This window comes from Rahnella perminowiae (assembly GCF_019049755.1).
GTDB classification, from domain to species: Bacteria; Pseudomonadota; Gammaproteobacteria; order Enterobacterales; family Enterobacteriaceae; genus Rahnella; species Rahnella perminowiae.
In genome coordinates this window covers 1-24,929 of record NZ_JAFMOS010000626.1, presented here as the reverse complement: position 1 = coordinate 24,929, position 24,929 = coordinate 1, and the positions used below count along the sequence as shown (strand labels likewise).

At 53.6% G+C, this 24,929-nt stretch carries 18 protein-coding genes; 4 read left to right on the top strand and 14 right to left on the bottom strand.

Features of this window, described 5'->3' with window-relative positions:
- Position 1 precedes the first annotated feature (1 nt).
- The 3 genes from pdxA to lptD form a co-directional block, all read right to left on the bottom strand.
- Entirely contained in the window at positions 2-1,009 is a 1,008-nt protein-coding gene (gene pdxA, locus J1785_RS22240; protein ID WP_217220794.1) for a 4-hydroxythreonine-4-phosphate dehydrogenase PdxA, read from the bottom strand.
- Complete coding sequence (gene surA, locus J1785_RS22235; protein ID WP_217220793.1) at positions 999-2,294, bottom strand: peptidylprolyl isomerase SurA; 1,296 nt, start codon at positions 2,292-2,294, stop codon at positions 999-1,001. The genes pdxA and surA overlap by 11 nt, the downstream gene beginning before the upstream one ends.
- Positions 2,295-2,380: 86 nt before the next feature.
- Positions 2,381-4,756, bottom strand: a complete 2,376-nt coding sequence (gene lptD, locus J1785_RS22230; RefSeq protein ID WP_129953226.1) for an LPS assembly protein LptD — start codon at positions 4,754-4,756, stop codon at positions 2,381-2,383.
- A gap of 181 nt (positions 4,757-4,937) precedes the next feature.
- Here lptD and djlA point away from each other — a divergent pair, with 181 nt between their 5' ends.
- Positions 4,938-5,759 carry a co-chaperone DjlA gene (djlA, locus tag J1785_RS22225; RefSeq protein WP_129953225.1) on the top strand — a complete coding sequence of 274 codons (822 nt, stop codon included), beginning with the start codon at positions 4,938-4,940 and terminating at the stop codon, positions 5,757-5,759.
- A gap of 90 nt (positions 5,760-5,849) precedes the next feature.
- On the opposite strand, the gene rluA is transcribed toward djlA, so the two are convergent.
- The 3 genes from rluA to J1785_RS22210 all read right to left on the bottom strand — a co-directional run bounded on the left by rluA (position 5,850) and on the right by J1785_RS22210 (position 12,069).
- Entirely contained in the window at positions 5,850-6,551 is a 702-nt protein-coding gene (rluA, locus tag J1785_RS22220; protein WP_129953224.1) for a bifunctional tRNA pseudouridine(32) synthase/23S rRNA pseudouridine(746) synthase RluA, read from the bottom strand.
- A 66-nt stretch (positions 6,552-6,617) separates the two neighbouring features.
- On the bottom strand, positions 6,618-9,515 hold the full coding sequence (gene rapA, locus J1785_RS22215; protein ID WP_129991305.1) for an RNA polymerase-associated protein RapA: 2,898 nt from the start codon (positions 9,513-9,515) through the stop codon (positions 6,618-6,620).
- A 211-nt stretch (positions 9,516-9,726) separates the two neighbouring features.
- On the bottom strand, positions 9,727-12,069 hold the full coding sequence (locus J1785_RS22210) for a DNA polymerase II (protein WP_217220791.1): 2,343 nt from the start codon (positions 12,067-12,069) through the stop codon (positions 9,727-9,729).
- Positions 12,070-12,379: 310 nt separating this feature from the next.
- Between J1785_RS22210 and J1785_RS22205 the strand changes: the two genes are divergently transcribed.
- A complete protein-coding gene (locus tag J1785_RS22205) occupies positions 12,380-13,147 on the top strand; it encodes a DedA family protein (protein ID WP_129953221.1) in 768 nt (255 codons plus the stop codon).
- Here the strand turns inward: J1785_RS22205 and thiQ are convergent.
- The 4 genes from thiQ to sgrR form a co-directional block, all read right to left on the bottom strand.
- Positions 13,137-13,847 (bottom strand): thiamine ABC transporter ATP-binding protein ThiQ, encoded by a 711-nt coding sequence (gene thiQ, locus J1785_RS22200; RefSeq protein WP_217220789.1) that lies wholly within the window; start codon positions 13,845-13,847, stop codon positions 13,137-13,139. The two genes, J1785_RS22205 and thiQ, sit on opposite strands and share 11 nt — an antisense overlap.
- Complete coding sequence (gene thiP, locus J1785_RS22195; protein WP_129953219.1) at positions 13,831-15,441, bottom strand: thiamine/thiamine pyrophosphate ABC transporter permease ThiP; 1,611 nt, start codon at positions 15,439-15,441, stop codon at positions 13,831-13,833. Before thiP ends, thiQ begins: the two co-directional genes overlap by 17 nt.
- On the bottom strand, positions 15,417-16,400 hold the full coding sequence (thiB, locus tag J1785_RS22190) for a thiamine ABC transporter substrate binding subunit (RefSeq protein WP_217220788.1): 984 nt from the start codon (positions 16,398-16,400) through the stop codon (positions 15,417-15,419). The genes thiP and thiB overlap by 25 nt, the downstream gene beginning before the upstream one ends.
- Before the next feature lie 313 nt (positions 16,401-16,713).
- On the bottom strand, positions 16,714-18,375 hold the full coding sequence (gene sgrR / locus J1785_RS22185; RefSeq protein ID WP_217220787.1) for an HTH-type transcriptional regulator SgrR: 1,662 nt from the start codon (positions 18,373-18,375) through the stop codon (positions 16,714-16,716).
- Between the two features lie 102 nt (positions 18,376-18,477).
- Between sgrR and sgrT the strand changes: the two genes are divergently transcribed.
- Positions 18,478-18,663, top strand: coding sequence for a glucose uptake inhibitor SgrT (sgrT, locus tag J1785_RS22180; RefSeq protein WP_129953216.1), 186 nt, complete (start codon positions 18,478-18,480; stop codon positions 18,661-18,663).
- A gap of 267 nt (positions 18,664-18,930) precedes the next feature.
- A complete protein-coding gene (locus J1785_RS22175) occupies positions 18,931-20,094 on the top strand; it encodes an MFS transporter (RefSeq protein WP_217139511.1) in 1,164 nt (387 codons plus the stop codon).
- 62 nt (positions 20,095-20,156) lie between these two features.
- On the opposite strand, the gene leuD is transcribed toward J1785_RS22175, so the two are convergent.
- Genes leuD through leuA form a run of 4 tightly spaced genes read right to left on the bottom strand, consistent with a single transcriptional unit; the run spans position 20,157 to position 24,856 of the window.
- The gene (gene leuD, locus J1785_RS22170) at positions 20,157-20,759 is read right to left on the bottom strand and encodes a 3-isopropylmalate dehydratase small subunit (protein ID WP_217139510.1); all 603 of its coding nucleotides are present in this window, start codon (positions 20,757-20,759) and stop codon (positions 20,157-20,159) included.
- 11 nt (positions 20,760-20,770) lie between these two features.
- A complete protein-coding gene (gene leuC / locus J1785_RS22165; protein WP_217220784.1) occupies positions 20,771-22,171 on the bottom strand; it encodes a 3-isopropylmalate dehydratase large subunit in 1,401 nt (466 codons plus the stop codon).
- Between the two features lies 1 nt (position 22,172).
- The gene (leuB, locus tag J1785_RS22160; RefSeq protein ID WP_217220782.1) at positions 22,173-23,264 is read right to left on the bottom strand and encodes a 3-isopropylmalate dehydrogenase; all 1,092 of its coding nucleotides are present in this window, start codon (positions 23,262-23,264) and stop codon (positions 22,173-22,175) included.
- 2 nt (positions 23,265-23,266) lie between these two features.
- Positions 23,267-24,856, bottom strand: a complete 1,590-nt coding sequence (gene leuA, locus J1785_RS22155) for a 2-isopropylmalate synthase (protein WP_015698680.1) — start codon at positions 24,854-24,856, stop codon at positions 23,267-23,269.
- Between the last annotated feature and the right edge of the window lie 73 nt (positions 24,857-24,929).

The window sequence follows — 24,929 nt, the reverse complement described above, 5'->3', positions numbered from 1 at the left end:
GTTATTTATCGTTGCTGTTATTTGCCATATGGATGGCGAGATTTATTGCTGTCTTGAAACTGCCCGCATCGGCGGTGCCGGTGGCGGCGAGTTCAAGGGCGGTACCGTGATCAACGGAAGTCCGGATAAAAGGCAGGCCGAGTGTGATATTCACTGCACGACCAAATCCCTGATATTTTAGCACCGGAAGGCCCTGATCGTGATACATCGATAAAACAGCATCGGCATGTTGCAGATATTTAGGCTGGAATAACGTATCAGCGGGCAGCGGGCCGATGAGATTCATTCCTTGCTGGCGCAGTTCGTCCAGTGCTGGAATGATAATGTCGATCTCTTCGTGCCCCATGTGGCCACCTTCGCCCGCATGTGGATTCAGACCACACACATAAATTTGCGGCTCGGTAATACCAAATTTCGTTTTCAGATCATGATGCAAAATAGTGATTACTTCATGCAGACACTGGCGGGTAATCGCGGCCGGCACTGCCAGCAGAGGCAAGTGCGTCGTCGCCAGCGCAACGCGCAATTCTTCAGTTGCCAGCATCATCACAACACGGTCGCAATGGCTGCGATCGGCGAAGAATTCGGTATGACCGATGAAAGGAATGCCGGCATCGTTGATAATGCTTTTTTGAACCGGGCCGGTGATCAGTGCGGCGAATTCGCCACTGATCGCACCGTCGCAGGCGCGTGTCAGCGTTTCCACCACGTAAGGCGCATTGGCTACGTCAAGTTTACCCGCCGTCACCGGCACGGCGAGTTTCACTGGCAAAACGGTCAATGTGCCTGCAGCCTGCGGCTCTGGCGGACGCGCTTTCTGATAATCTTGCAACCGGATATTCAGGCCAAGTTTAGTGGCACGCTCAAGCAGTAAGGCCGGATCGGCACAGACCACTAACTCAACAGGCCATGCCTGCTGAGCCAGCGCCAGCACCAGATCCGGCCCAACCCCGGCGGGTTCGCCGGGGGTAATGACCACAGATTTTGTCACGGAAGTATTATTTTCCATTCCCGTCCATAATTTTCACATAAGCTTCAGCACGTTGTTCCTGCATCCACGTCTGGGCTTCTTCCGCAAATTTGCGGTTGAACAGCATACGGTAAGCACGTTCTTTCTGCGCCGCATCTGTTTTATCAACCTGGCGGGTGTCGAGAAGTTGGATCAAATGCCAGCCGAACGAAGAGTGAACAGGTGCACTGATTTCGCCTTTTTTCAGGTTCATCAACGCATCACGGAACGCAGGATCGTACATGTCTGGTGACGCCCAACCTAAATCGCCGCCCTGATTGGCAGAACCCGGATCCTGAGAAAGCTGTTTAGCTTCATCAGCGAATGTGGCTTTACCGCTCTTGATATCAGCTGCAACCTGTTCCAGCTTCGCACGCGCCTGTGAGTCTGTCATCACGACAGAAGGTTTCAGCAGGATGTGACGGGCATGAACCTCGGTGACAGAAACCGTTTTGTTGTCGCCACGGATATCGTTCACTTTCAGAATGTGGAAGCCCACACCTGAACGGATAGGGCCAATAATCTGACCTTTCTGTGCAGTGCTTAACGCCTGAGCAAAGAGGGAAGGCAGTTCCTGCAATTTGCCCCAACCCATGTTGCCGCCTTTCAGCGCCTGGGAATCAGCCGAGTAGGTGATAGCCAGTTTGCCGAAGTCCGCACCATTGTTCAGATCAGCGACAATTTTCTTCGCCAGCTGCTCTGCAGAATCAACCTGATCCTGAGTCGGATTTTCCGGCAGCGGAAGGAGAATGTGGCTGAGATTAAACTCAGCACCGCTGCCATTCTGAGCCGCAACCTGTTTGGCAAGTTGCTCCACTTCCTGAGGCAGAATGGTGACACGGCGACGCACTTCACTGTTACGTACTTCGCTGATGATCATTTCCTTGCGGATCTGAGTACGGTAAGTGGTGTAGTTCATCCCGTCATACGCCAGACGGCTGCGCAGTTGATCAACGGAAATGTTGTTTTGCTGTGCAATACCGGCAATGGCTTTATCAACGTCCTGATCGGTTGGCGTGATGCCCATGCGGGTCGCCATCTGCAACTGGATCTGGTCCATGATCAAACGATCGAGGATTTGATGACGCAGAGTCGCATCATCCGGTAACTGTTGATTAGCCTGCTTTGCCTGCTGCTTTACAGAATTAAACAAGCCATCTACGTCACTTTGTAATACGACGCCGTTATTTACGACGGCGGCTACTTTATCAACTTCCTGAGGGGCAGCAAACGCAGTGCTGGCACAAAGCGTCACGCCGAGGAGAAGTGTTCTCCAGTTCTTCATACTTTTTCCATTTGTCTAATCCGCAAGCGCGGGTTTCAAGTTCACTGAGTTCGTCGTGTCTTCACGAAATGAATCGTGTTTCGGGCTTAGAAAGCGCGTTGATAAGGCAGTATGCCGCGTGACAACATTTCTTTCGTTCCGAGGGTTTGATTGTTACCCAGGCCTCTAAGTTCAATATTGAAACCAATCTTATTATCGTACTTACTTTCTGACTTAACCGTATCGTAGTTGGTGATCTTACGTTCGTAGCCAACGTTGACAGCCCAGCAACAGGTATTGTATTGCAAGCCAATCAGCTGATCGGCAGGTTGTTGCGCTTTGGTGTCGTAATAGTACGCACCCACGATCGCCCAGCGGTCAGCAATCGGCCAACTGGCTATGCCGCCAACTTGCGAAATACCGTCCTGATAACCCGGGTTGGTGACGTTAGGTAACGTCGCCTGAATATATTCCGGGCTGGCATAACGGTAGCTCAGCTGAACCATTCTTTCTGAGTCTGCACGATACTCCAGCACAGCATCGCCTAAAGCCAGCGCATCCAGACGGGTGTCATACTGTACGCCCCCACGAATACCCCAGAAATTGTTGATTTTGTAGTAGCTGTCACCGGCCCACACCAGGCTGCCCGTATCATTATTTTTATCCAGTACGCTATCAACGTCACCGGTACGTGGCGGCTGGAAGTAATAAATCTGACCGGCAGACGCATTAAAGCGCTCTTCCAGATTTTCGTCATAGATACGGGTGGTTAAACCGCTCGCCACCTGGTTTGCAGAGGCAATACGGTCAAGACCACTGTAGCTTTTATCACGGAACAGGCCCGTGTAGTCGGACTGTAGCAGCGTCGAGTCATAGGTATTGACCGAGCTCTGGTTACGGTACGGGATATACAGGTACTGCACGCGCGGTTCGAGGGTCTGGGTGTAGTCACTGTTCCAGTCCATCGTCCGGTCAAATACCATTTTGCCGTCGCTTTTAAACTCAGGCATCACACGGTTCACGGAAGAACGCAGTTTGGTATTCGGATTGTTATCATAATATGCGTCCGGAATATCCTGCTGATAGTGGGTCGCCATCAGCTTCACTTCGTTATCCAGACTCCCCCAGCCATTACTGAGTGGCAGGCTGAGCGTTGGTTCGAAGTGAGTACGTACTGCTTCCGGATTGTCAGGGTTTACGCTGGTGAATTTGACCGCCTGACCGTACAGATGCAGGTCAAACGGACCCACATCATTTTTGTAATAGTTAATGTCCAGCTGTGGCTGAGCACGGTAAGCGTTGGTGTTACCGAAATCAGAGAATACCTGGAACTGCTTACTGGCCAGTGTGACGTCCCAGTTTTGGTTGGCGTAACCTACGCTGAATTTTTGCGTGGAATAGCCGTCAGTACTGGAACCGTATTTCGAATCGAAATCGGTGAAGTAGTAAGGGTCACTGACCTTGGTGTAGTCGATGTTGAAACGCCATACCTGATCGTATACACCGGCGTGTCGCCAGTAATACATCCAGCGCTTGGTTTTATCGCTGGTACGGTTTTCATCGGCAACATACTGCTCGTCAATTTTCTTATCATTGCCGAGATAATCGAATTCCATCAGACCTGCACCGGCAACGGTCAGGTAGCGGAATTCATTCTGCAATTGCAGACCACGGTTGCTCATGTAATTTGGCGTGATCGTGGCGTCGTAGTTTGGCGCAATGTTCCAGTAATAAGGAACGGTGACGCCAAAGCCATTATTGCTGCTGTAGTTGGCGTTCGGGATAAGGAAACCGGAACGACGCTTATTACCAATCGGCAACTGCATGTACGGGCTGTAGAACACCGGCACCGGACCAATATGGAAGCGGGCATTCCAGATTTCAGCGACTTCCTCCTGACGATCCTGAATCACTTCAGAACCCACGACGCTCCAGCTGTTATCGCCAGGCAAACAGGTGGTAAATGTACCGTTATCCATAATGGTGTAACGGTTATTGTCACGCTGCTTCATCTTGTCAGCCTGACCCCGTCCCTGACGGCCGACCATCTGGTAGTCGCCATCCTGAACGTCAGTATCTTTGGTGGTCAGGTTCGCAAAGCCTTTCGGGCCATTCAGCTTGATTTGGTTATCGTTATAACGCACGTTGCCGATCGCAGTAGCGGTTCGGGTCGGGGTGGGCTGATTAGGATTGGCGATTTGATTAAGCTGAACCTGATCAGCATCCAGCGTGCTGTTACCCTGGACAACGTTAACGTTGCCACTAAACAGCGCACTGTCAGGGTAGTTGCCGGTCGCCTTATCGGCGTTGATGGTCACAGGCAGTGAATTAGGATCACCCTGCACCAAAGGTTTGTCATAGGTCGGAACGCCGAGCATACATTGTGCTGCGAGATCGGCCATTGCGCCGTGACTGTACAATACTGACCAGATTGTGGCGGCCAGCATTGTCGGTAAGCGTGTTTTCAGACGTCTGTTTTTCATACGTAAAATGGTGTTCCGTCATCAGAGGCATCATGCCGGCAAACGGTCAGAGACTATCTCACTCATCATGGTTGCGCTAGTGTTAAATCCCACCTGTTACGTTGCTGCCGTTAGGCACAACGATAAATGCCGGTTATGATAAAGCAATTTTTAAGCGACGGCATGGCGAATTGAGGAGTATATGCAGTATTGGGGAAAACTGCTCGGACTTATCCTGGGCTTATGGTCCGGTTTAGGCTTCTGGGGAATTGTAGCAGGGCTGCTGATAGGGCATATGTTTGATACCGCGCGTTCAGCGAGACGTAAAGGGTATTTTGCCGATCAGCAGACACGTCAAACCATCTTTTTCCGCACCACGTTTGAGGTGATGGGAAATCTGACTAAATCAAAAGGCAGGGTTACCGAGGCGGATATTCAGATCGCCAGTCTTTACATGGAACGGATGCAGTTGCACGGCGAGCAGCGCGAAGCCGCACAACGCGCCTTTCGTGACGGGAAAGAAGCTGATTATCCCTTACGTGAGAAAATGCGCGAACTGCGCAGTGTGTGTTTTGGTCGCTTTGACCTGATACGGACTTTTCTGGAAATTCAGATCCAGGCGGCGTATGCCGACGGTTCATTGCATCCCAACGAACGTGAAGTACTGTATGTGATTGCCGAAGAATTGGGTATTTCACGGATGCAGTTCGATCAGTTCCTGCGCATGATGGAAGGTGGCCAGCAGTTTGGGGGACATCAGCAGGGCGGACGTTCTTATGGTGGTGGTTATCATCAGACGCAACAAGGCCCGACGCTGGCAGATGCCTGCAAAGTGCTGGGCGTCAATGCCACCGATGATGCGACGACGATTAAACGTGCGTACCGCAAACTGATGGGTGAGCATCATCCTGACAAACTGGTGGCAAAAGGTTTGCCGCCGGAAATGATGGAAATGGCGAAGGAAAAAGCGCAGGCAATTCAGGCGGCGTATGATCTGATCAAACGCGAGAAAGGTTTTAAATAAATCTTTTGGCGTTGAGCAAACGTGATGCAAAAGACAAAGGCGCTGAATTCAGTGCCTTTTTTGTTTTTTTACCGACAGGAGCAGAAAGGATTAAAAGTCCGGCTCACAATTAAACACCAACGGGGCGTCAGTGATCGGATGATAAAACGATAACTCCTGGGCATGCAGCTGCAGACGATCTGCCGCCGCCAGCGCCTGAGAGTGAGCATAGAATTTATCGCCCAGAATCGGGTGCCCGAGCGCGAGCAGATGTACGCGTAGCTGGTGCGAACGTCCGGTGATCGGCCGCAGTTTCACCCGCGTAGTGCCGTCATCATCCCATGACATCACCTCATACTGCGTCAGCGCCTTCTTGCCGGTCTCGTGACACACTTTCTGTTTCGGCCGGTTGGGATAGTCGCAAATCAGCGGCAAATCGATAATACCGTAATCTTCTTCAACCCGTCCCCAGACGCGTGCGATATACACTTTCTTGGTTTCGCGCTCGCGGAACTGGCGTTTAAGTTCACGCTCGGCCTCTTTCGTCAGCGCCACCACGATCACACCGCTGGTGGACATATCCAGACGATGGACGGATTCAGCGTCAGGAAATTCACGCTGAATCCGTGTCATCAGACTGTCCTGATGCTCGGCCAGTTTGCCTGGAACAGAAAGCAACCCGCTCGGTTTGTTGACCACCATGATGTGTTCATCCTGAAAAATCACCTGTAACCAGGGATTGGTCGGCGGATTATAATTCTCCAGCGGCCGGGTTTTCGACGGTTCAGGGATAATCGGTTGATGTTCGCTCATAGCGTTTTACGTCTGCATTCGGGTTAAAATAAAGAAGGGATGCAAACCGGCCGCATCCCGTCGGGCTTACTGATGGCTCACCACCACAAGGCGGATCGCATCCAGGCGCCAGCTGGCATCGTTCAGATTTGCCAGCACCTGCTTACGGTTAGAGTCTACCGATTCCAGCTCGTCATCACGAATGTTCGGGTTGACTTCTTTTAGCGCTTTCAGGCGGTCCAGCTCTTTGGTCAGTTGTTCGTCCGCTTCGACTTTCGCCGCTTCAATCAGAGCCCGTGCCTGTTCGGCGATTTCCGCTTCAGCCTGTTGCAACATGGCGTGAACATCCTGCTGCACGGCATTCACCAGCTTGCTGGAGTTGTGTCGGTTGATGGCATTCAGCTGACGGTTAAAACTCTCAAATTCGACCTGGGCCGCCAGGTTGGTCCCTTTGCGATCCATCAGCATACGCACCGGTGTCGGTGGCAGGAAGCGGGTCAGTTGCAGATGTTTCGGTGCCTGACATTCCACCACGTAAACCAGTTCCGCCAGCAAGGTGCCAACCGGCAGCGCTTTGTTTTTCAGGATCGATACCGCACAACTGCCGGTATCGCCGGAAAGGATCAGATCCAGACCGTTACGCACGATCGGATGTTCCCAGCTGATGAACTGTGCATCTTCACGCGAAAGCGCCTGTTCACGATCGAAAGTGACGGTACAACCGTCTTCCGGCAGTCCGGGGAAATCCGGTACCAGCATATGATCAGACGGCGTCAGAACGATCAGGTTATCGCTGCGATCCTCCTGATTAATGCCGACGATGTCGAACAGGTTCAGCGCAAAGTTCACCAGATTGACGTCGTTATCCTGCTCACCGATTTCCTTTGCCAGTTGCTGTGCCTGCTCGCCGCCGTTGGAATGCATCTCCAGCAGGCGGTCGCGGCCATTTTCCAGCTTCTCTTTCAGCGCGTCATGTTCTGCACGACATTTGAGGATGAAGTCGTCCAGTCCTTCCTGTTCGGCAGGTGTCGCCAGGAACGCAATCAACTGATCATAAGCACTGTCATAAATAGTGCGGCCGGTCGGGCAGGTATGCTCGAATGCATCAAGACCTTCATGGAACCAGCGCACCAGAACCGATTGCGCAGTCTGTTCGAGGTAAGGCACCATAATATCGATATTGTTTTGCTGCCCGATACGATCCAGACGTCCGATACGCTGTTCCAGCAGATCCGGGTTGAACGGCAGGTCGAACATCACCATTTTGCTGGCGAACTGGAAGTTACGGCCTTCGGATCCTATTTCAGAACATAGCAGAACCTGGGCACCTTCTTCCTGGGAAGCAAAGTATGCGGCAGCGCGGTCACGTTCAATGATCGACAACCCTTCGTGGAACACCGCTGCGCGGATCGCTTCACGCTCACGCAGAACTTGTTCCAGTTGCAAGGCTGTGGCGGCTTTCGCACAGATCACCAGGACTTTTTCGTCACGGTTAGCTGTCAGATAACCCAGCAGCCACTCGACGCGCGGATCAAAGTTCCACCAGGTGGCGTTCTCGCCTTCAAATTCCTGATAAATCTGTTCCGGATACAACATATCGTGCGCACGCGCTTCGGCGGTTTTCTTCGCGCCCATAATGCCTGAGACTTTAATCGCAGTCTGATACTGCGTCGGCAGCGGAAGTTTCACGGCGTGCAGATGGCGTTCAGGGAAACCTTTCACGCCATTACGGGTGTTGCGGAACAGCACGCGGCTGGTGCCGTGGCGGTCCATCAGCATGGAAACCAGTTGTTTTGCTGCGGCTTCGTCGCCTTTATTGGCGGCGGCCAGCAGGGCATCGGTATCCGCATTTCCGACACTTTCACCCAGCAGCGCCAGGGCTTCCGGCGTCAGCGGTTCTTTGTTCAGCAATAACGTTACGGCATCGGCTACCGGCTGATATTGCTGTTGTTCTTCGATGAATTCTTCGTAATCGTGGAAACGGTCCGGATCCAGCAGGCGCAGACGTGCAAAGTGGCTTTCCTGACCCAGTTGTTCCGGCGTAGCGGTCAGCAGCAGAACACTCGGGATTTGCTGAGAAAGCTGTTCGATAACCTGATATTCGCGGCTCGGCGTGTCTTCGCTCCACACCAGATGGTGGGCTTCATCGACCACCAGCATGTCCCAGGCAGCATCAGATAACTGCTCGAGACGGGATTTATTGCGGCGGACGAAATCAAGGGAACAGATCACCAGTTGTTCCGTTTCAAACGGGTTTGTCGCTTCGTGTACGGATTCAGCGTAGCGGTCATCATCAAACAAAGAGAAGCGCAGATTGAAGCGGCGCAGCATTTCTACCAGCCACTGATGTTGCAAGGTTTCCGGCACCACGATCAGTACGCGTTCAGCACGGCCGGACAACAGTTGCTGATGAATAATCATGCCCGCTTCGATGGTTTTACCCAGACCCACTTCATCGGCCAGTAAAACGCGCGGCGCATGGCGCTGACCCACTTCGTAAGCGATGTGTAACTGATGTGGGATCAGGCTGGCGCGCATACCACGCAGGCCGCCGAATTCCAGCCGGAATTGCTCCCGCTGATATTTACGGGCGCGGAAACGCAGGGCAAAACGGTCCATGCGGTCAATCTGACCGGCGAACAGACGATCCTGCGGTTTGCTGAAGGTCAGTTTGCTGTCGAGCAGCACTTCGCGCATGGCAACACCGGTTTCTTCTGTGTCCAGGCGGGTGCCGATATAGGTCAACAGACCTTTGTCTTCAACAACTTCTTCGACCTGCAACTGCCAGCCTTCGTGACAGCTAATGGTATCACCGGGGTTGAACATCACGCGGGTGATCGGGGAATCATTTCGGGCATACAAACGGTTTTCACCGGTGGCGGGGAAAAGCAGGGTGACCATGCGCACATCCAGCGCTACCACGGTTCCTAATCCTAATTCGCTTTCCGTATCGCTTATCCAGCGTTGACCCAATGTAAACGGCATAATCTCTCTCTGTGTTGTTTGCTCTGTATACGGCGACTGCGCAATGCTTGTTCAGCCCGGGATGTTTCACGGGCAATAGTTTTCTTTCCCCGCCCGTAGGCGCGGAGTGATTCACTGTGTGAGGATGATTCAGAAATGGGAAAGGGCGCTATGGTAATGGAAGGTAAGCGATTCGTCACCTGTGAATCACAAGAGCAGCACCTTCTTTTGTTTAAAATAAACCCATCTGACCTGTAATCAGTGTAGCAAAATCATCGTGAAGGAAAGGCAAAATGCCATCGGCAACTGGTTCCAGCTGACGCTCGATGTAGTGATCGTAATCGACAGGGGACTGCCGATTTTCCAGCGGTTCTGGGCCGGACGTGGTCATTACATAGCTGATCCAGCCGCCATTCTGGTACTGCTTTGCCCGGCCATGCAGTGCATTATAGTCATCGGCCAGCCGCGCGGCGCGAACATGTGGGGGCACATTTTTTTCATAATCGCTCAGCTTGCGGCGCAGACGTTTGCGGTACACCAGTTTGTCGTCAAATTCTCCGCTGAGGGTACGTGCCACATAGTCGCGCACGTAATCCTGATACGGCTGGCGGTGAAATATGCGCTGATACAATTCCTGCTGGAACTCCTGTGCCAGCTTCGTCCAGTCGGTGCGCACGGTTTCCAGCCCTTTATAAACGATGTGCTCACCGTCTGCATCATTCACCAGCCCGGCATAGCGCTTTTTGCTGCCGGTTTCTGAGCCACGAATGGTCGGCATCAGGAAACGCTGATAATGCGTTTCGAATTCCAGCTCCAGCGCGCTTTCCAGCCCGTATGCCTGTTGCAGATGCGCTTTCCACCAGGCATTCACCTGTTCTACCAGACGGCGGCCAATCGCGTTGGCGTCTTCCTGCGAACGGGCTTTATTCAGCCAGACAAAGGTAGAATCGGTATCACCGTAAATCACCTGATAACCCTCGGCTTCAATCAGTTCGCGGGTCTGGCGCATAATGTCGTGTCCGCGCAGGGTAATGGAAGAGGCGAGACGCGGATCAAAGAAGCGGCAGCCGCTGGAGCCGAGCACGCCGTAAAAAGCATTCATGATGATTTTGAGTGCCTGCGAAAGCGGTTTGTTTTTCTGTTTCTTGGCTTCTTCGCGACCCATCCAAATCTGGCGGACGATTTCCGGCAGACAATGTTTTTCGCGTGAGAAGCGGGCGTTGCGATAGCCTGGTACCGAATGTTCATCATCCGGTTGTTGCAGCCCGGCAACCAGCCCGACCGGGTCGATCAGGAAAGTGCGGATAATTGACGGGTACAGACTTTTATAATCAAGTACCAGCACCGAATCATACAAACCGGGACGCGAATCCATCACAAAGCCGCCGGGACTCATTTCGCCCTGCAATTCCCCCAGATTGGGCGCGACGTACCCGGCGCGGTGCATGCGGGGTAAATAAAGATGAGTAAAGGCCGCCACTGATCCGCCGCTGCGATCCACGGCCAGACCGGTGACCGAGGCGCGTTCCAGCAAAAACGGCATCAGTTCGGTTTTGGCGAAAATACGCGTTACCAGTTCGCAGTCTTTGAGGTTATAGCGTGCCAGCGCCGGTTTATCTTCCCGAAAACGCTGTTCGATTTCGGCCAGCCGCTGATAAGGATTGTCGCTGGCCTTGCCTTCGCCTAATAAACTTTGCGAGACGAATTCCAGACTGAATGAGCTGAAGTTCCAGAACGCCGATTTCAGTGCTTCAATGCCGTCGATGATCAGGCGGCCAGCCGCTGCAGCAAAAAAATGCCCCTGTTTGAAACCGTGTTCACGCCACTCCAGTTCACCACCACCGCGCCCGAATTTCAGCGGAATTTTGTAGCGGTCAGCATGCTTTTGCAAAACACGCAGGTCAAACTGCACTACGCTCCAGCCGATGATGGCGTCGGGATCGTAAGTTTCCAGCCACTCATTAAGCTTTTCCAGCAACTGCGGGCGGCTGTCAACATACACCAGATTGAAATCAAACTGACTGTCCGGATCGCCGTTAGGCGGACCGAGCATATACACGTGTCGCTGCCCGCAGCCTTCCAGCCCGATGCAGTACAACTCGCCGTTGCCGCTGGTTTCGATATCCAGAGAACACAGTTTTAGCAGCGGGCGGTAACCCTCCGCTGGTTTCATTCTCGTGTCGAGCAGCAGCTTGTCCGGCCCGGGTTTGCCGCTAAACCAGACCGGCGCGGTAATATAGCGCTCCATCAGAAAGCGTTCAGGCGGGCGGATATCCGCTTCGAAAACATTAACGCCGTTTTCTTTCAGCAGTTTTTCTATCCGCATCAACTGGCGGTGTTGCGGGCAATACAGCCCGAGAACCGGCCGGGAATGGAAATCCTGTAGCGGTAATTCACGCAGGCTGACATTTTTTTCATCGGTGAGAATTCGTTCCGCCGCCGTGCGCTGCGCGGCCGGAATAAACGCCACTGATTCCTGTAAAGGCAGGCGCACCTTTTGCGGCCCTTGATCGGTCGCCAGCCACAATTCCACCTCCGTACCGCGCGGCGTGTCGCGCCAGTGGCGGGTCAGCACAAATCCCTGACGCGGCAGGGTGTCATTGTTGGCTGAAGCGGGACGAACAAAGGTGGAAGTAATAAGCGCCTCGAAACGGTAGAGATAAACAAATAAGAGCCTGAGACAGAGTATGGTTATTTATACAGTCTTTGTCTACGGCTCAGGTTTCTGCCAAATACGCATACAATTACCCGGTTGACTGTGATAGTTCGTGCACTGACAATTCAGCCGCTTAATGTATTTACTACAATGAGAATGCAGAAAACTCACACTTGTCTCATTTGTACGCTGCGTAATTTGCGCAGTCATCACTCAATTTTGGGAATTTATGGAAGCCTATCTACAACATCTGGTCGCTCAGTCGGTGGGCTTTGCATTAATTATTGTCGCCGTGGTGGCTTTCTTCGAGTCGCTGGCGCTGGTGGGCCTGATCCTTCCGGGTACTGTCATGATGGCGACGCTGGGGACGCTGATCGGCAGCGGTCAGGTGGGACTGTACGAAGCCTGGCTGGCTGCGGGACTGGGATGTTTCTTCGGTGACTGGGCCTCGTATTTTATTGGCCGTGGTTTCAAGGAGCCGCTGCATCGCTGGCGTTTCCTCAGGCGTTACCAGTCTTTACTGGATAAAACCGGTTACGCGCTGGATCGCCACAGTTTTGCGACAGTGATTATCGGCCGCTTCATCGGGCCAACACGCCCGCTGGTGCCGATGGTTGCCGGTATGCTGAATTTGCCGCCGTATAAATTTGCACCGCCGAATATTATCGGCTGCATCACCTGGCCACCGGTGTATTTTCTGCCAGGCATTCTGGCAGGCGTTGCCATTGATATTCCGGCCAGCCACAACAGTTCGGTATTCAAATGGATGTTGTTTGCTGCCGTGGTATTGATCTGGCTGAGTGCCTGGTTGCTGTGGCGGTGGATCCGTTCGGGGAAAAGCTCACCTGACGCGATGAATAAATGGTTGCCATTACCGCGTCTGCGCGTGGCTTGTGTACTGAGTCTTGTGGCGACAGCCGTGAGCCTGGTGATGTTGAGCAAACAGCCGATGATGCCGGTTTATGGTCATTTGCTGTGGAAAGTGATCACCCGCTGATCCCCGGTGTTATTCCCAACACTCTGGCCTGCGGCGCACTGCCGTCGGCCAGCGCCTGCGTCGGCCCGTCGTAAAAAATCCGGCCGTCAACAATCAGCAGCGTTCGCGGTGCAATCCTTGCGGCATCATCGAGATTGTGTGACACCATCAGCAGGGTAAGATTACGTTGCCCGCATACCTTATCCAGCAACGTGAGCATCTCACTGCGCAGCGCCGGATCGAGTGCGGAAAAGGGTTCATCAAGCAGTAAAACCGGCTGGCTGCGCAGCAGACAACGCGCCAGTGCCACACGCTGACGCTGGCCGCCGGAAAGCTGTGATGGCAGCCGGTCCAGACATTCGGCCAGCCCGACCTGTTGCGCGATGTTTTCAAGTTCCTGCTTCTGTTGCGCGGTCAGTTTCAGCCCCGGATGTAATCCCAGCCCCATGTTCTGACGCACCGTCAGATGCGAGAACAGGTTATTTTCCTGAAACAGCATCGACACCGGACGCCTGGCCGGAGGTGTCGTGCTGTGATCTGCGCCGTTGAGCAGGATCTTTCCGCTGACCGGTGCCAGAAAACCGGCGACCAGACTCAGTAAGGTACTTTTCCCTGCGCCACTCGGGCCGAGTATCGCCACACGTTCACCGGCATCGATGTGTAAATCGAAGCGCATCGGCAGATGTTCGTACAAATACGTCAGTTTATTCAGCGTCAGCATGGCGGCCCGGCAGTTTCTCAATCAGAGTGAATAACAGAAAGCATAGCAGCAGTAATAACAGCGCCGTCACCGCACCATCCTGGCTGCGGTAGGAGCCGATCTGCTGATACAGATAAAACGGCAGGGTGCGGAAATTCTCATTGCCGAACAAGGCAATGACACCGAAATCCCCCAGCGAAAGCACACAGGCAAACGCCAGTGCCTGCGCAAGCGGACGTTTCAGTGCGCTGAGTTCGACCCGGCGCAGCCGATACCAGCCGTGCATATCCAGCGAAAGGCACAGCAGCGTATAACGATCTGCCACGTCGCGCATCGGGTTATCCAGCACTTTTAACGCATAAGGTACGGCCATCAGCGCATTCGTGAGGATCACCAGCGGCCAGGGGGACTGCGGTAAACCCAGGGTATCGCCGAGCAGCAGAAAAAAGCCGGTGGCCAGCACAATACCCGGCATTGCGAGGATCAGCATACCGCTCATATCCATCGCCTGTGCCCAGCTGTTTCTCTGGCGTAAACGCAGTTCGCGGCTGCTCCACAGCAGCATCATGGTCAGCAGCACACACAATAATCCGCTGCCCAGCGCGATACGTACTGATGTCCATAATGCCTGCCAGAGTGCGGGTTGCTGCAAAACACCCACGGCTGCCCGGTTTACGCCATCAGTAATCACGGCGAGTAACGGCGGCAGGATCAGCAGCAACGCGAGGCCAATCAGCACGGCATCGGCGATGCGGCGCGGCCAGGAATCGTCGGGATTACGCCAGCGCTGAGAATGCGTTTGCCCGACCGGCAACGCCTGACTGAGTTTCTGACTGAGCAATACCAGAGCCAGACAACAAAATAGCTGGATCAGCGCCAGGCTAGCCGCGCGGCTTAAATCGTAGTCGTAGCTCAGCGCCTGATAAATGGCGAGTTCAATGGTCGTCGCCTGCGGACCGCCGCCCAGGGAAAGGACGGTGGCGAAGCTGGCGAAACACAGCATAAAAATTAAGGCGGCAGCGGGGAAAATCTGCCGGCGCAACGCGGGCCATTCCACGAAGCGGAATTGCTGCCAGACATTCATGCCCAGTTGGGCGGCCAGCTGGCGCTGTTCAACAGCGATATTTTCCAGTGCCTGCACTAAAAGACGGGTCGCCAGCGGCAGATTGAAAAACACGTGCGCCAGCAAAATCCCCTGTAATCCATAGGGCGAGAAATGATAATCCATGCCCAGCCAGCCGCAAATCTGCGCCAGCCAGCCCTGCCTGCCGTAGACACTGAGAATGCCAAACACCGCCACCAAAACTGGCAATACCAGCGTCATCGCGCATAAGCGCAATAACAGCTGGCGGCCGGGAAAACGGCGACGGAACAACGTGCGGGCCAGCAAAATGGCCGGCAGCACTGAGCATAGCGCTGAAAGCAGCGCCTGCCAGAAGGTAAAGCGGATCACGTGCCAGAGATAAGGATCCTGCCAGAGGGCGGGGCCGCTCATCTGTGGCGCATGACGCCACAGAGAGCCTAAGGCCAGTGCGGCCACCAGCAACATAGCCAGCGACGCGATGACCCCCGGCCACAGCCAGCGCGGGATCAACGGCTGACGGCGTTCTGCCATGCCTGAATCCACTGGCTGCGGTGAGTGGCGACATCCTGTGCGCTGTATTGCAGGGATTTCGCTGGCACGGTCAGCTGTTTAAAGGCGTCAGGCAACGGCGTATTCACGATCGGATACATCCAGTTGCCGGTCGGGATCACTTTCTGGAAATCTTCCGTGGTGACGAACTTCATGAACTGTTCAGCCAGTTTCGGTTGCCTGCTGTTTGCCAGCTGCCCTGCAACTTCAACCTGCATATAATGACCTTCAGTGAAGTCCGCTGCGGCGTAGTTATCTTTCTTCTCTTCAACAATATGGTATGCCGGAGAAGTGGTGTAGCTCAGTACCAGATCGCTTTCGCCTTTGAGGAATAAACCGTAAGCCTCGCTCCAGCCTTTGGTGACGGTAACGGTTTTCTTCGCCAGTTTTTGCCAGGCTAGCGGGGCTTTGTCGCCATAAACTTTTTGCATCCACAGCATCAGGCCCAGACCCGGCGTGCTGGTGCGCGGATCCTCATAAATAACTTTCCATTTCTGGTCGCTGTTAATCAGCTCATCAAGGCTTTTTGGCGGGTTCTTGAGTTTATTTTTGTCATAGACGAACGCGAAATAGCCGTAATCGTAAGGCACGAACGTGCTGTCATTCCAGCCACCCGGCACCGTTAGTGTGGCGCTGGTTTTCGGCGCTTTGGCAAATAAACCGGTTTGTTCTGCCGCCTGCAGCAGGTTGTTATCCAGACCGAGGACGACATCAGCTTTGCTGTTTTTACCTTCCATCCGCAGACGGTTCAGCAAAGACACGCCATCTTCCAGCGCCACGTATTTCAGTTCACAGCCGCATTGCGCCTCAAAGGCTTTTTTAATGGCCGGACCGGGGCCCCAGTCGGCAGAGAATGAATCGTAGGTGTATACCGTCAGAACAGGTTTTGCAGCCAATGCAGGTGCAGAAAGTAACAGCAGGCAGGACAATAATTTTTTCAACTTTGCGCTCCAAAAAAATGAAAGGGCAAAGGATTTTGAGTGAGCATCGCGCAGTCTCAAATCCCTCCGCCGGTATCAACCGGATCAGGTTCGACGGGTCTATATCTCAGCCAAACTTGCTGCGCAGGTGTTGATCCGGCGTCGGGCAGTGCTCGAAATGCTCACGTACTTTGTGTACGCTCCGCTTTCTCCGCGCTGGCCTTCACCGGCTGAACACTTGCTCGCGGCGTTTACATCGCTGCTTTAACAAGTCGGGCACCCCGTTGAGAACGGATGTCATTCTAGTGATTAACGGCGCGATGCGATAGTCCGATTAACTGTCAGGTGGCGCAAACCAGGCGGATTTAAAGTCGAACCAGCCGAGGGTATTCATGCGCACGCCGCGCATACTGCGTTGACCCTGCAATACCAGCCAGTGATGGAACAGCGGGTGGATCTGATGGCTGACCGTCTGTTTCTGACTCCATGTCGCCATCGATAAGTTCCCTGCGTGCCACTGCGCGGCATCGTCGTTCATCTCTTCGCTGAAGCAATGCCTGGCCAGTGGCAATTCGTAGAAATGCGCGAATAATGAAAACTCCAGCGGCAGGGTGAAGTTGGCACTGCCGAGCCATACATCACTTTTAGCGTCGCCGCGGTGCCAGACTGCGTAATCCACTACCTGAGTAATCAGTTCGATACCTTCAGCCACCAGCAGCGGTTTCAGCGCATTACAAATGGCCTGATGTTCGGAGTGCTCGCCGTAAAATGTCAGTGTTATCTGCGTCAGATTTTGCGGTCTGGGCGGACGCGGCTGCGGCGCTTTATGATGCCATCGCGGCAAAAGGCCGTACGCCGGGGACCAGTAGCGCTGATAAATGGGTTCCGCATTATTCAGCAGAGCGATGGGGTTGAGTAAATCGCACAACCACTGGCGTGTTTCTTCTGATTGTCCGACCGGTGAACGCTGGTCAAAAAGCAGGAAATAGCAGCCTTCTTCAAGGCGGCTTTCCAGCTCGCTTTTGCCGGATTCATCGGCCTGAAGCTGCACGCCGGAATGCACCAGCTCTTCACTCAGTTCCGGTAGTACCCAGATATTCACTTCATCAATAAGCGCCCGGAAGCCAAAATAATCGTCAAAGGCGCGGATGCGCAGCTGCGTTTTAATATTACGTACCACGGCGTAAGGACCGGTGCCGACCGGATGGCGGGCAAAATCAGGCAGGGACTGCCATTCCTGTGGCAGGATCATGGCGTGGATATTGCCGAACAGCCATGGCAGCCAGCGATCGGGTTCATTCAGATGGATATCGATGACATTCGGCGTGGGCGTTGTGACTGACTTCAGGTTGCTGAACAACGGATGCGATTTCAGGCGCATAAAAGTAGTGATGATATCCGCCATCCCGAGTTCACGGCCGTGATGAAAATGAATGGCGGGACGCAGATAAAACCGCCAGTGTAGCGGAGAAACTTTCTGCCAGTGATGGGCTAAATCGGCTTCTGCTTCCCCATTTTCCTCATTTATGCGTGTCAGACCGCTGAAGATCTGTCTGGCAATATGGGTTTCTGAACGGCGCAACATAGTGCCGGGCAGCAGGTTAATCAGCGGACGATAATACAGCACGCGCAGGATATGTTTGCCCTGGCGAAAACTGCGTCCGAGCTGTGACAGCAGCATCTGACGCACCCTCGTTTTGTCGCCGACCAGTTGCACCAGTTGATCAATGCTATCTTGTTCCAGCAACTCCTCGGCGCGCTGTTGCTGGAGTGCCAGCCCGGTATACAAAAAACGCAGGGTAGATCGTTTGCCGCGTCCGGCTTCAGCATCCCACGTCAGCCAGCCCCGTTGCTGCATGGTGCTGAGCAACGATCGCATATGTCTGCGCGAGCAGTTCAGAACCTCAGACAACGCCTGTAAGGTGGTTTTGGTGTCTTCACCGTGACAACTTTGCCACAAGCGGATGAACTGTTGTTGCAAACGGGACGAGGGCATAAAAGAGGAACTCCGTGAGCGATTTTCATCAATTTATCTTTCCCCATATTACTCCGATACTGTTTCTCAACCAAAGCCTGTTGTGAATGACCGGAGGTCAGCATGAAACGCCAGTTAACTGCCCGTTTTTATCAGTTTTACTTCAAGGCCATCAGACAAGGCGCGGAGAAAAACCGTGCTGACTGGCTGTCATGGGTGCCGGTGCAGTACCGGATGGATATTCTGGCGCGGCTGACGCAGTGGGATATGGATTCCATGAATGACGAGGAATACCGTCAGCGGATGTAAGCCCCCGTATCACAACGGCAACCGAATCCGATTTTCTGAGTAATGGTGTATTGTCACCAGCCAGTGAGGTAACTCACTGGTTTTTTTATGCACATTATCCCCTTCACATTTCAAGCTGCAGATGCGTTGGTTGCTCTTGCTCACCCGAATCAGGGACTTATGTCAGCTCATCGGGATTCGCGCGATTGCCGCCGTTCTGCAACCCGAACTGTTTGGGTATACACTGTATGTTTTGCCGTAAGACATTCATTTCTCAGGGACGACGTTATGTCAAAACCTCGTATTAATGCCATTTATGTCACCTTTCTGGTGGTGTCCTTGCTGTGTGGTATTGCAGGGGCGCTGCAGGCGCCCACACTCAGCTTGTTTCTGACCAACGAAGTGAAAGTCCGCCCGTTGTGGGTTGGCTTCTTCTATACCGTCAATGCGCTGGCGGGGATCGCAATCAGTTTTCTGCTGGCTAACCGTTCGGACAACAAAGGCGACCGGCGAAAATTGCTGATGTTCTGCTGCCTGATGGCGCTCGGTAATAGCCTGGTCTTTGCGTTCAGCCGCGATTACCTGGTGCTGATCACCGTTGGTGTCCTGCTGGCAGCAATAGGTAATGCTTCGATGCCACAGCTCTTTGCGCTGGCGCGTGAACATGCGGATCGCTCTGCCAGCGAAGTGGTGATGTTCAGCTCAATGATGCGTGCAATGCTCTCGCTGGCCTGGGTGCTTGGCCCGCCATTGTCGTTCATGGTGGCGCTTAACTATGGTTTTACGCCAATGTACCTGAGTGCGGCGGCGGTGTTTGTGGGCAGCATACTGATGATCTTCTTTTTCCTGCCTTCAGTGCCACGCCTTGAACTGCCGGTGGACGAAAAGGTGGTGCATGCCAGTGCCTGGCGTAATAAAGATGTTCGTCTGCTGTTCTTTTCCTCTTTGCTGATGTGGACCTGCAATATCATGTATGTCATTGATATGCCGCTGTACATCACCCATGATTTAGGCCTCCCGGAAGGGCTGGCGGGGTTGCTGATGGGGACCGCCGCCGGGCTGGAAATTCCGGCGATGTTGCTGGCCGGGTATCTGGTGAAACGCACCGGCAAACGTAAGCTGATGCTGTATGCCGTCGCAAGCGGTGTGATTTTCTATGCCGGGCTGGTGGCATTTCAGTTCAAGGCGGCGCTGATGATCCTGCAACTGTTCAACGCGATTTTCATCGGCATCGTGGCGGGGATCGGCATGCTGTATTTTCAGGATCTGATGCCGGGAAGAGCTGGCTCCGCGACCACGCTGTTCACCAACAGTATTTCGACCGGTGTGATTTGTGCCGGTTTGTTGCAGGGTTTTATCGTGGAAAGCGTGGGTCATTATCCGGTTTACTGGGCGGCGACCGCGCTGGCCGTGGTGGCGCTCGGGCTGATGTATAAAGTCAAAGATGTCTGACCCGTTCAGATAAATAAAAACCCGCGGTGTACGCGGGTTTTTTTATGCTTATTTTCAGGAGATCAGTGCATAAAGGCAGGCTGATTTTTCTCGTAGCCGGAGATATTTTCTTCATGCTGCAAGGTCAGGCCAATGCTGTCCAGACCATTGATCATGCAGTGGCGACGGAAGCTGTCGATTTCAAACGGATAGCTTTTGTCACCCGCTTTAACGGTCTGTGCTTCCAGATCCACTTCGAACTGAATACCTTCGTTGTTTTTCACCAGCTCGAAAAGTTCGTCCACTTCGGCTTCGCTCAGTGTAATTGGCAGCAACTGGTTATTGAACGAGTTACCGTAGAAAATATCGGCAAAGCTCGGCGCGATCACTGCATGGAAACCGTAGTCAGTCAGTGCCCATGGCGCATGTTCACGGGAAGAACCGCAGCCAAAGTTTTCGCGTGCCAGCAAAATGCTCGCGCCTTTGTAGCGTGGTTTGTTCAGCACGAAATCAGGGTTTGGCACCTGACCGGCATCGTCCAGAAAACGCCAGTCATTAAACAGATGCTGGCCGAAACCGGTACGGGTCACTTTCTGCAAAAACTGTTTGGGAATGATGGCATCGGTATCGACGTTAGCTGCATCCAGCGGAACCACCAGACCGATGTGTTGGGTAAATTTAGCCATGGTGTTTTTCCTCAGTTCAGTTCACGGATATCAGCGAAACGGCCGGTGACAGCCGCCGCCGCCGCCATTGCCGGACTGACCAGATGCGTACGGCCGCCACGACCCTGACGGCCTTCAAAGTTACGGTTGCTGGTGGATGCGCAACGCTCACCCGGTTCCAGGCGGTCATTATTCATCGCCAGGCACATAGAACAGCCTGGCAGACGCCATTCGAAACCGGCTTCGATGAAGATTTTATCCAGACCTTCTTCTTCAGCCTGCGCTTTTACCGGGCCGGAGCCAGGGACCACGATGGCCTGCACACCGCTGGCGACTTTACGACCCTGGGCTATCGCTGCCGCAGCGCGTAAGTCTTCGATGCGTGAGTTGGTGCAGGAACCGATGAAGACTTTATCAATCGCCACGTCGGTCAGTTTAATGCCCGGCTGCAAATCCATATACGCCAGGGCTTTTTCAGCCGATGCACGTTCTACCGGATCAGCAAACGAGGCAGGATAAGGGATGGTTTGATTCACAGCCATTACCTGACCCGGGTTGGTGCCCCACGTGACTTGCGGTGCTATTTCGGAGGCATCCAGCGTCACAACGCTGTCGAATTTCGCACCCTCTTCTGTTTTCAGGGTTTTCCAGTATTCCACTGCCGCGTCCCAGTTCTGGTCTTTCGGCGCAAACTGACGTCCTTTCAGATAGGCAAACGTGGTTTCGTCCGGCGCAACCAGACCGGCTTTCGCACCCATTTCAATCGCCATGTTGCACAGGGTCATACGACCTTCCATGCTCAGCGCCTCAATGGCTTTACCGCAGAATTCTACAACGTGACCCGTACCGCCAGCGCTGCCGGTTTTACCGATGATCGCCAGAACGATATCTTTCGCCGTGATACCGACAGGTGCATCGCCAGTCACTTCGATTTTCATGGTTTTGGCGCGACCCTGTTTCAGGGTTTGCGTCGCCAGAACGTGTTCCACTTCTGATGTACCGATACCGAAGGCCAGCGAACCAAACGCACCGTGCGTGGCAGTATGGGAATCACCACACACAATGGTCATGCCCGGCAAGGTCATGCCCTGCTCAGGGCCGATAACGTGAACGATGCCCTGATACGGGTGGTTCAGGTCATACAACTGCACGCCGAATTCAGCACAATTCTTGATTAATTCCTGCATCTGAATGCGTGCCATTTCGCCGCTCGCATTGATGTCTTTAGTTTGCGTGGACACGTTGTGATCCATGGTCGCAAACGTTTTACCCGGCTGACGTACCTGACGGCCCATCGCACGCAGGCCATCGAACGCCTGCGGAGAGGTCACTTCGTGAACCAGGTGGCGGTCAATGTATAACAATGGCGTTTCGTTTTGCGCTTCGTAAACCACATGCGCATCAAACAATTTCTGATACAGAGTCTTGGCCATGTTATGCCCCTTCTTTTACAAAGCGGGCAATGATATCGCCCATTTCACTGGTACCCAGCGCCTGCTGGCCGTTAGCCAAATCACCGGTGCGGTGGCCTGCTTCCAGTGCTTTATTAACGGCCTGCTCGATAGCCTTGGCCGCGTCATCAGCGCCCAGGCTGTAACGCAGTAACAGCGCGGCAGACAGAATTTGTGCAATCGGGTTGGCTATGTTTTTACCGGCGATATCCGGCGCTGAGCCGCCCGCGGGTTCAAACAGACCAAACGCCTGCTCGTTCATGCTGGCTGAAGGCAGCATCCCCATCGAACCGGTGATCATCGCGCATTCGTCCGACAGGATGTCGCCGAACAGGTTTGAACACAGCAACACGTCAAACTGCGACGGATCTTTAATCAGCTGCATGGTCGCGTTATCGATATACATGTGGCTCAGGCTGACATCCGGATAATCTTTGGCGATTTCATTCACCACTTCGCGCCACATAATCGAAGTCTGCAAGACGTTGGCTTTATCGATGGAGGTCACTTTACTGCGGCGTTTGCGCGCCGATTCAAAGGCGATGCGGGCGATACGTTCAATCTCAAAGCGGTAATATACTTCGGTATCAAACGCTTTCTCGTGCATGCCCTGACCTTCGCGGCCTTTAGGCTGACCGAAGTAAATACCGCCTGTCAGTTCGCGGACACACAGAATGTCGAAACCTTTTGCAGCGATATCGGCACGCAGCGGACAAAACTCTTCCAGCCCCTGATACAGGCGGGCAGGGCGCAGATTGCTGAACAACTTGAAATGTTTACGCAGGGGCAATAATGCGCCACGCTCAGGCTGATCGTTCGGGGGCAGATGTTCCCACTTCGGGCCACCCACGGAGCCAAACAGGATCGCATCAGCTTGTTCGCAACCGGCGACGGTCGCTGGCGGCAAGGGACTGCCGTGTTTGTCGATGGCTGCGCCACCCACATCGTATTCGCTGGTGGTGATCTTCAGGCCAAAACGCTGACGTACGGCATCCAGCACTTTGTATGCCTGGGCCATGACTTCCGGGCCAATTCCGTCTCCGGGTAAGACGGCAATATGATGGGTCTTGCTCATGTTCACACCGTTTCCTGATTATTTTGAATGTTGTTGTGTTGCTGACCTGTCTGCTGCAAACGTTGCTTTTCGATCTCAACTTGTTTGCTGCGCCAGATGTTATTCAGTACATGTACCATCGCTTTTGCGGAGGATTCGACAATGTCTGTCGCCAGCCCGACACCGTGGAAGCGGCGGCCATTGAAGGAGACGACTACGTCAACCTGGCCCAGCGCATCGCGGCCCTGACCTTTGGCGCTCAGCTGGTATTTCACCAGTTCAATCTGATAACCGGTGATGCGGTTGATGGCCTGATAAACGGCGTCAACCGGGCCGTTGCCGGTGGCGGCTTCGGTAATGATTTCTTCGCCACAGGCCAGATTAACTGACGCGGTGGCGGTAATCTTAGAGCCGGACTGCACACTAAAGTTATCCAGGCGGTAGAATTCAGGCTCTTCCTGCTGCTTGTTAATGAAGACCAGCGCTTCTAAATCGTAGTCGAAAACCTGGCCTTTTTTGTCCGCCAGTTTCAGGAATGCGGCATACAGATGATCCAGGTTGTAATCGGATTCTTTGTAGCCCATTTCTTCCATACGATGTTTAACGGCAGCACGGCCGGAACGGGAAGTCAGGTTCAGTTGAACCTGGTTCAGGCCGATGGATTCCGGTGTCATGATTTCGTAGTTTTCGCGGTTTTTCAGCACGCCATCCTGATGGATACCTGAAGAGTGCGCGAAGGCATTAGAGCCGACAATGGCTTTATTGCCCGGGATAGGCATGTTAGTGATCTGGCTGACAATCTGGCTGGTACGGTAGATTTCTTTGTGATTGATGTTGGTGTGAACGTTCATGTAGTCACTGCGGGTGCGGATCGCCATGATCACCTCTTCCAGCGCAGTGTTACCGGCGCGTTCACCGATACCGTTCAGCGTGCCTTCAACCTGCCGCGCACCGGCCTGAATCGCAGCGATGGAGTTACCGACTGCCATGCCCAGATCATCGTGGCAATGCACAGAGATAATCGCCTTATCAATATTGGGCACGCGCTCATACAAATTGGTGATGATGCCACCGAACTGAACCGGCGTGGTGTAACCGACGGTGTCGGGGATGTTGATGGTGGTCGCACCGGCTTTAATCGCAGCTTCTACCACACGGCACAGGTTATCCAGCGGGGTCCGGCCTGCATCTTCGCACGAGAATTCAACGTCATCGGTATAGTTACGGGCGCGTTTTACGGAGTGTGTGGCCATCTCCAGCACCTGATCAAATGAACGCTTCAGTTTAGATTCAATGTGCAGGGTAGAAGTGGCCAGGAATACGTGAATGCGGAAGGCCTCTGCCACGCGCAATGCTTCGGCGGCGGCGTCAATATCACCGTCTACGCAACGGGCCAGACCACAAACACGGCTGTTTTTAATCTGGCGCGCAATAGTTTGTACAGACTCGAAATCACCGGGAGAGGAGACCGGGAAGCCGACTTCCATCACATCAACGCCCATTCTTTCCAGCGCCATTGCAATTTGAATCTTCTCTTTAACACTCAGGCTGGCTTGTAACGCCTGTTCACCGTCACGCAGCGTGGTATCGAAAATAATGACTTGCTCGCTCATGGGTTATTCCTTGTCTGCTTTTATTTTCGCGCCCTGCGGGGAGATAAAAAAAAACCCGCGCATCGGCGCGGGT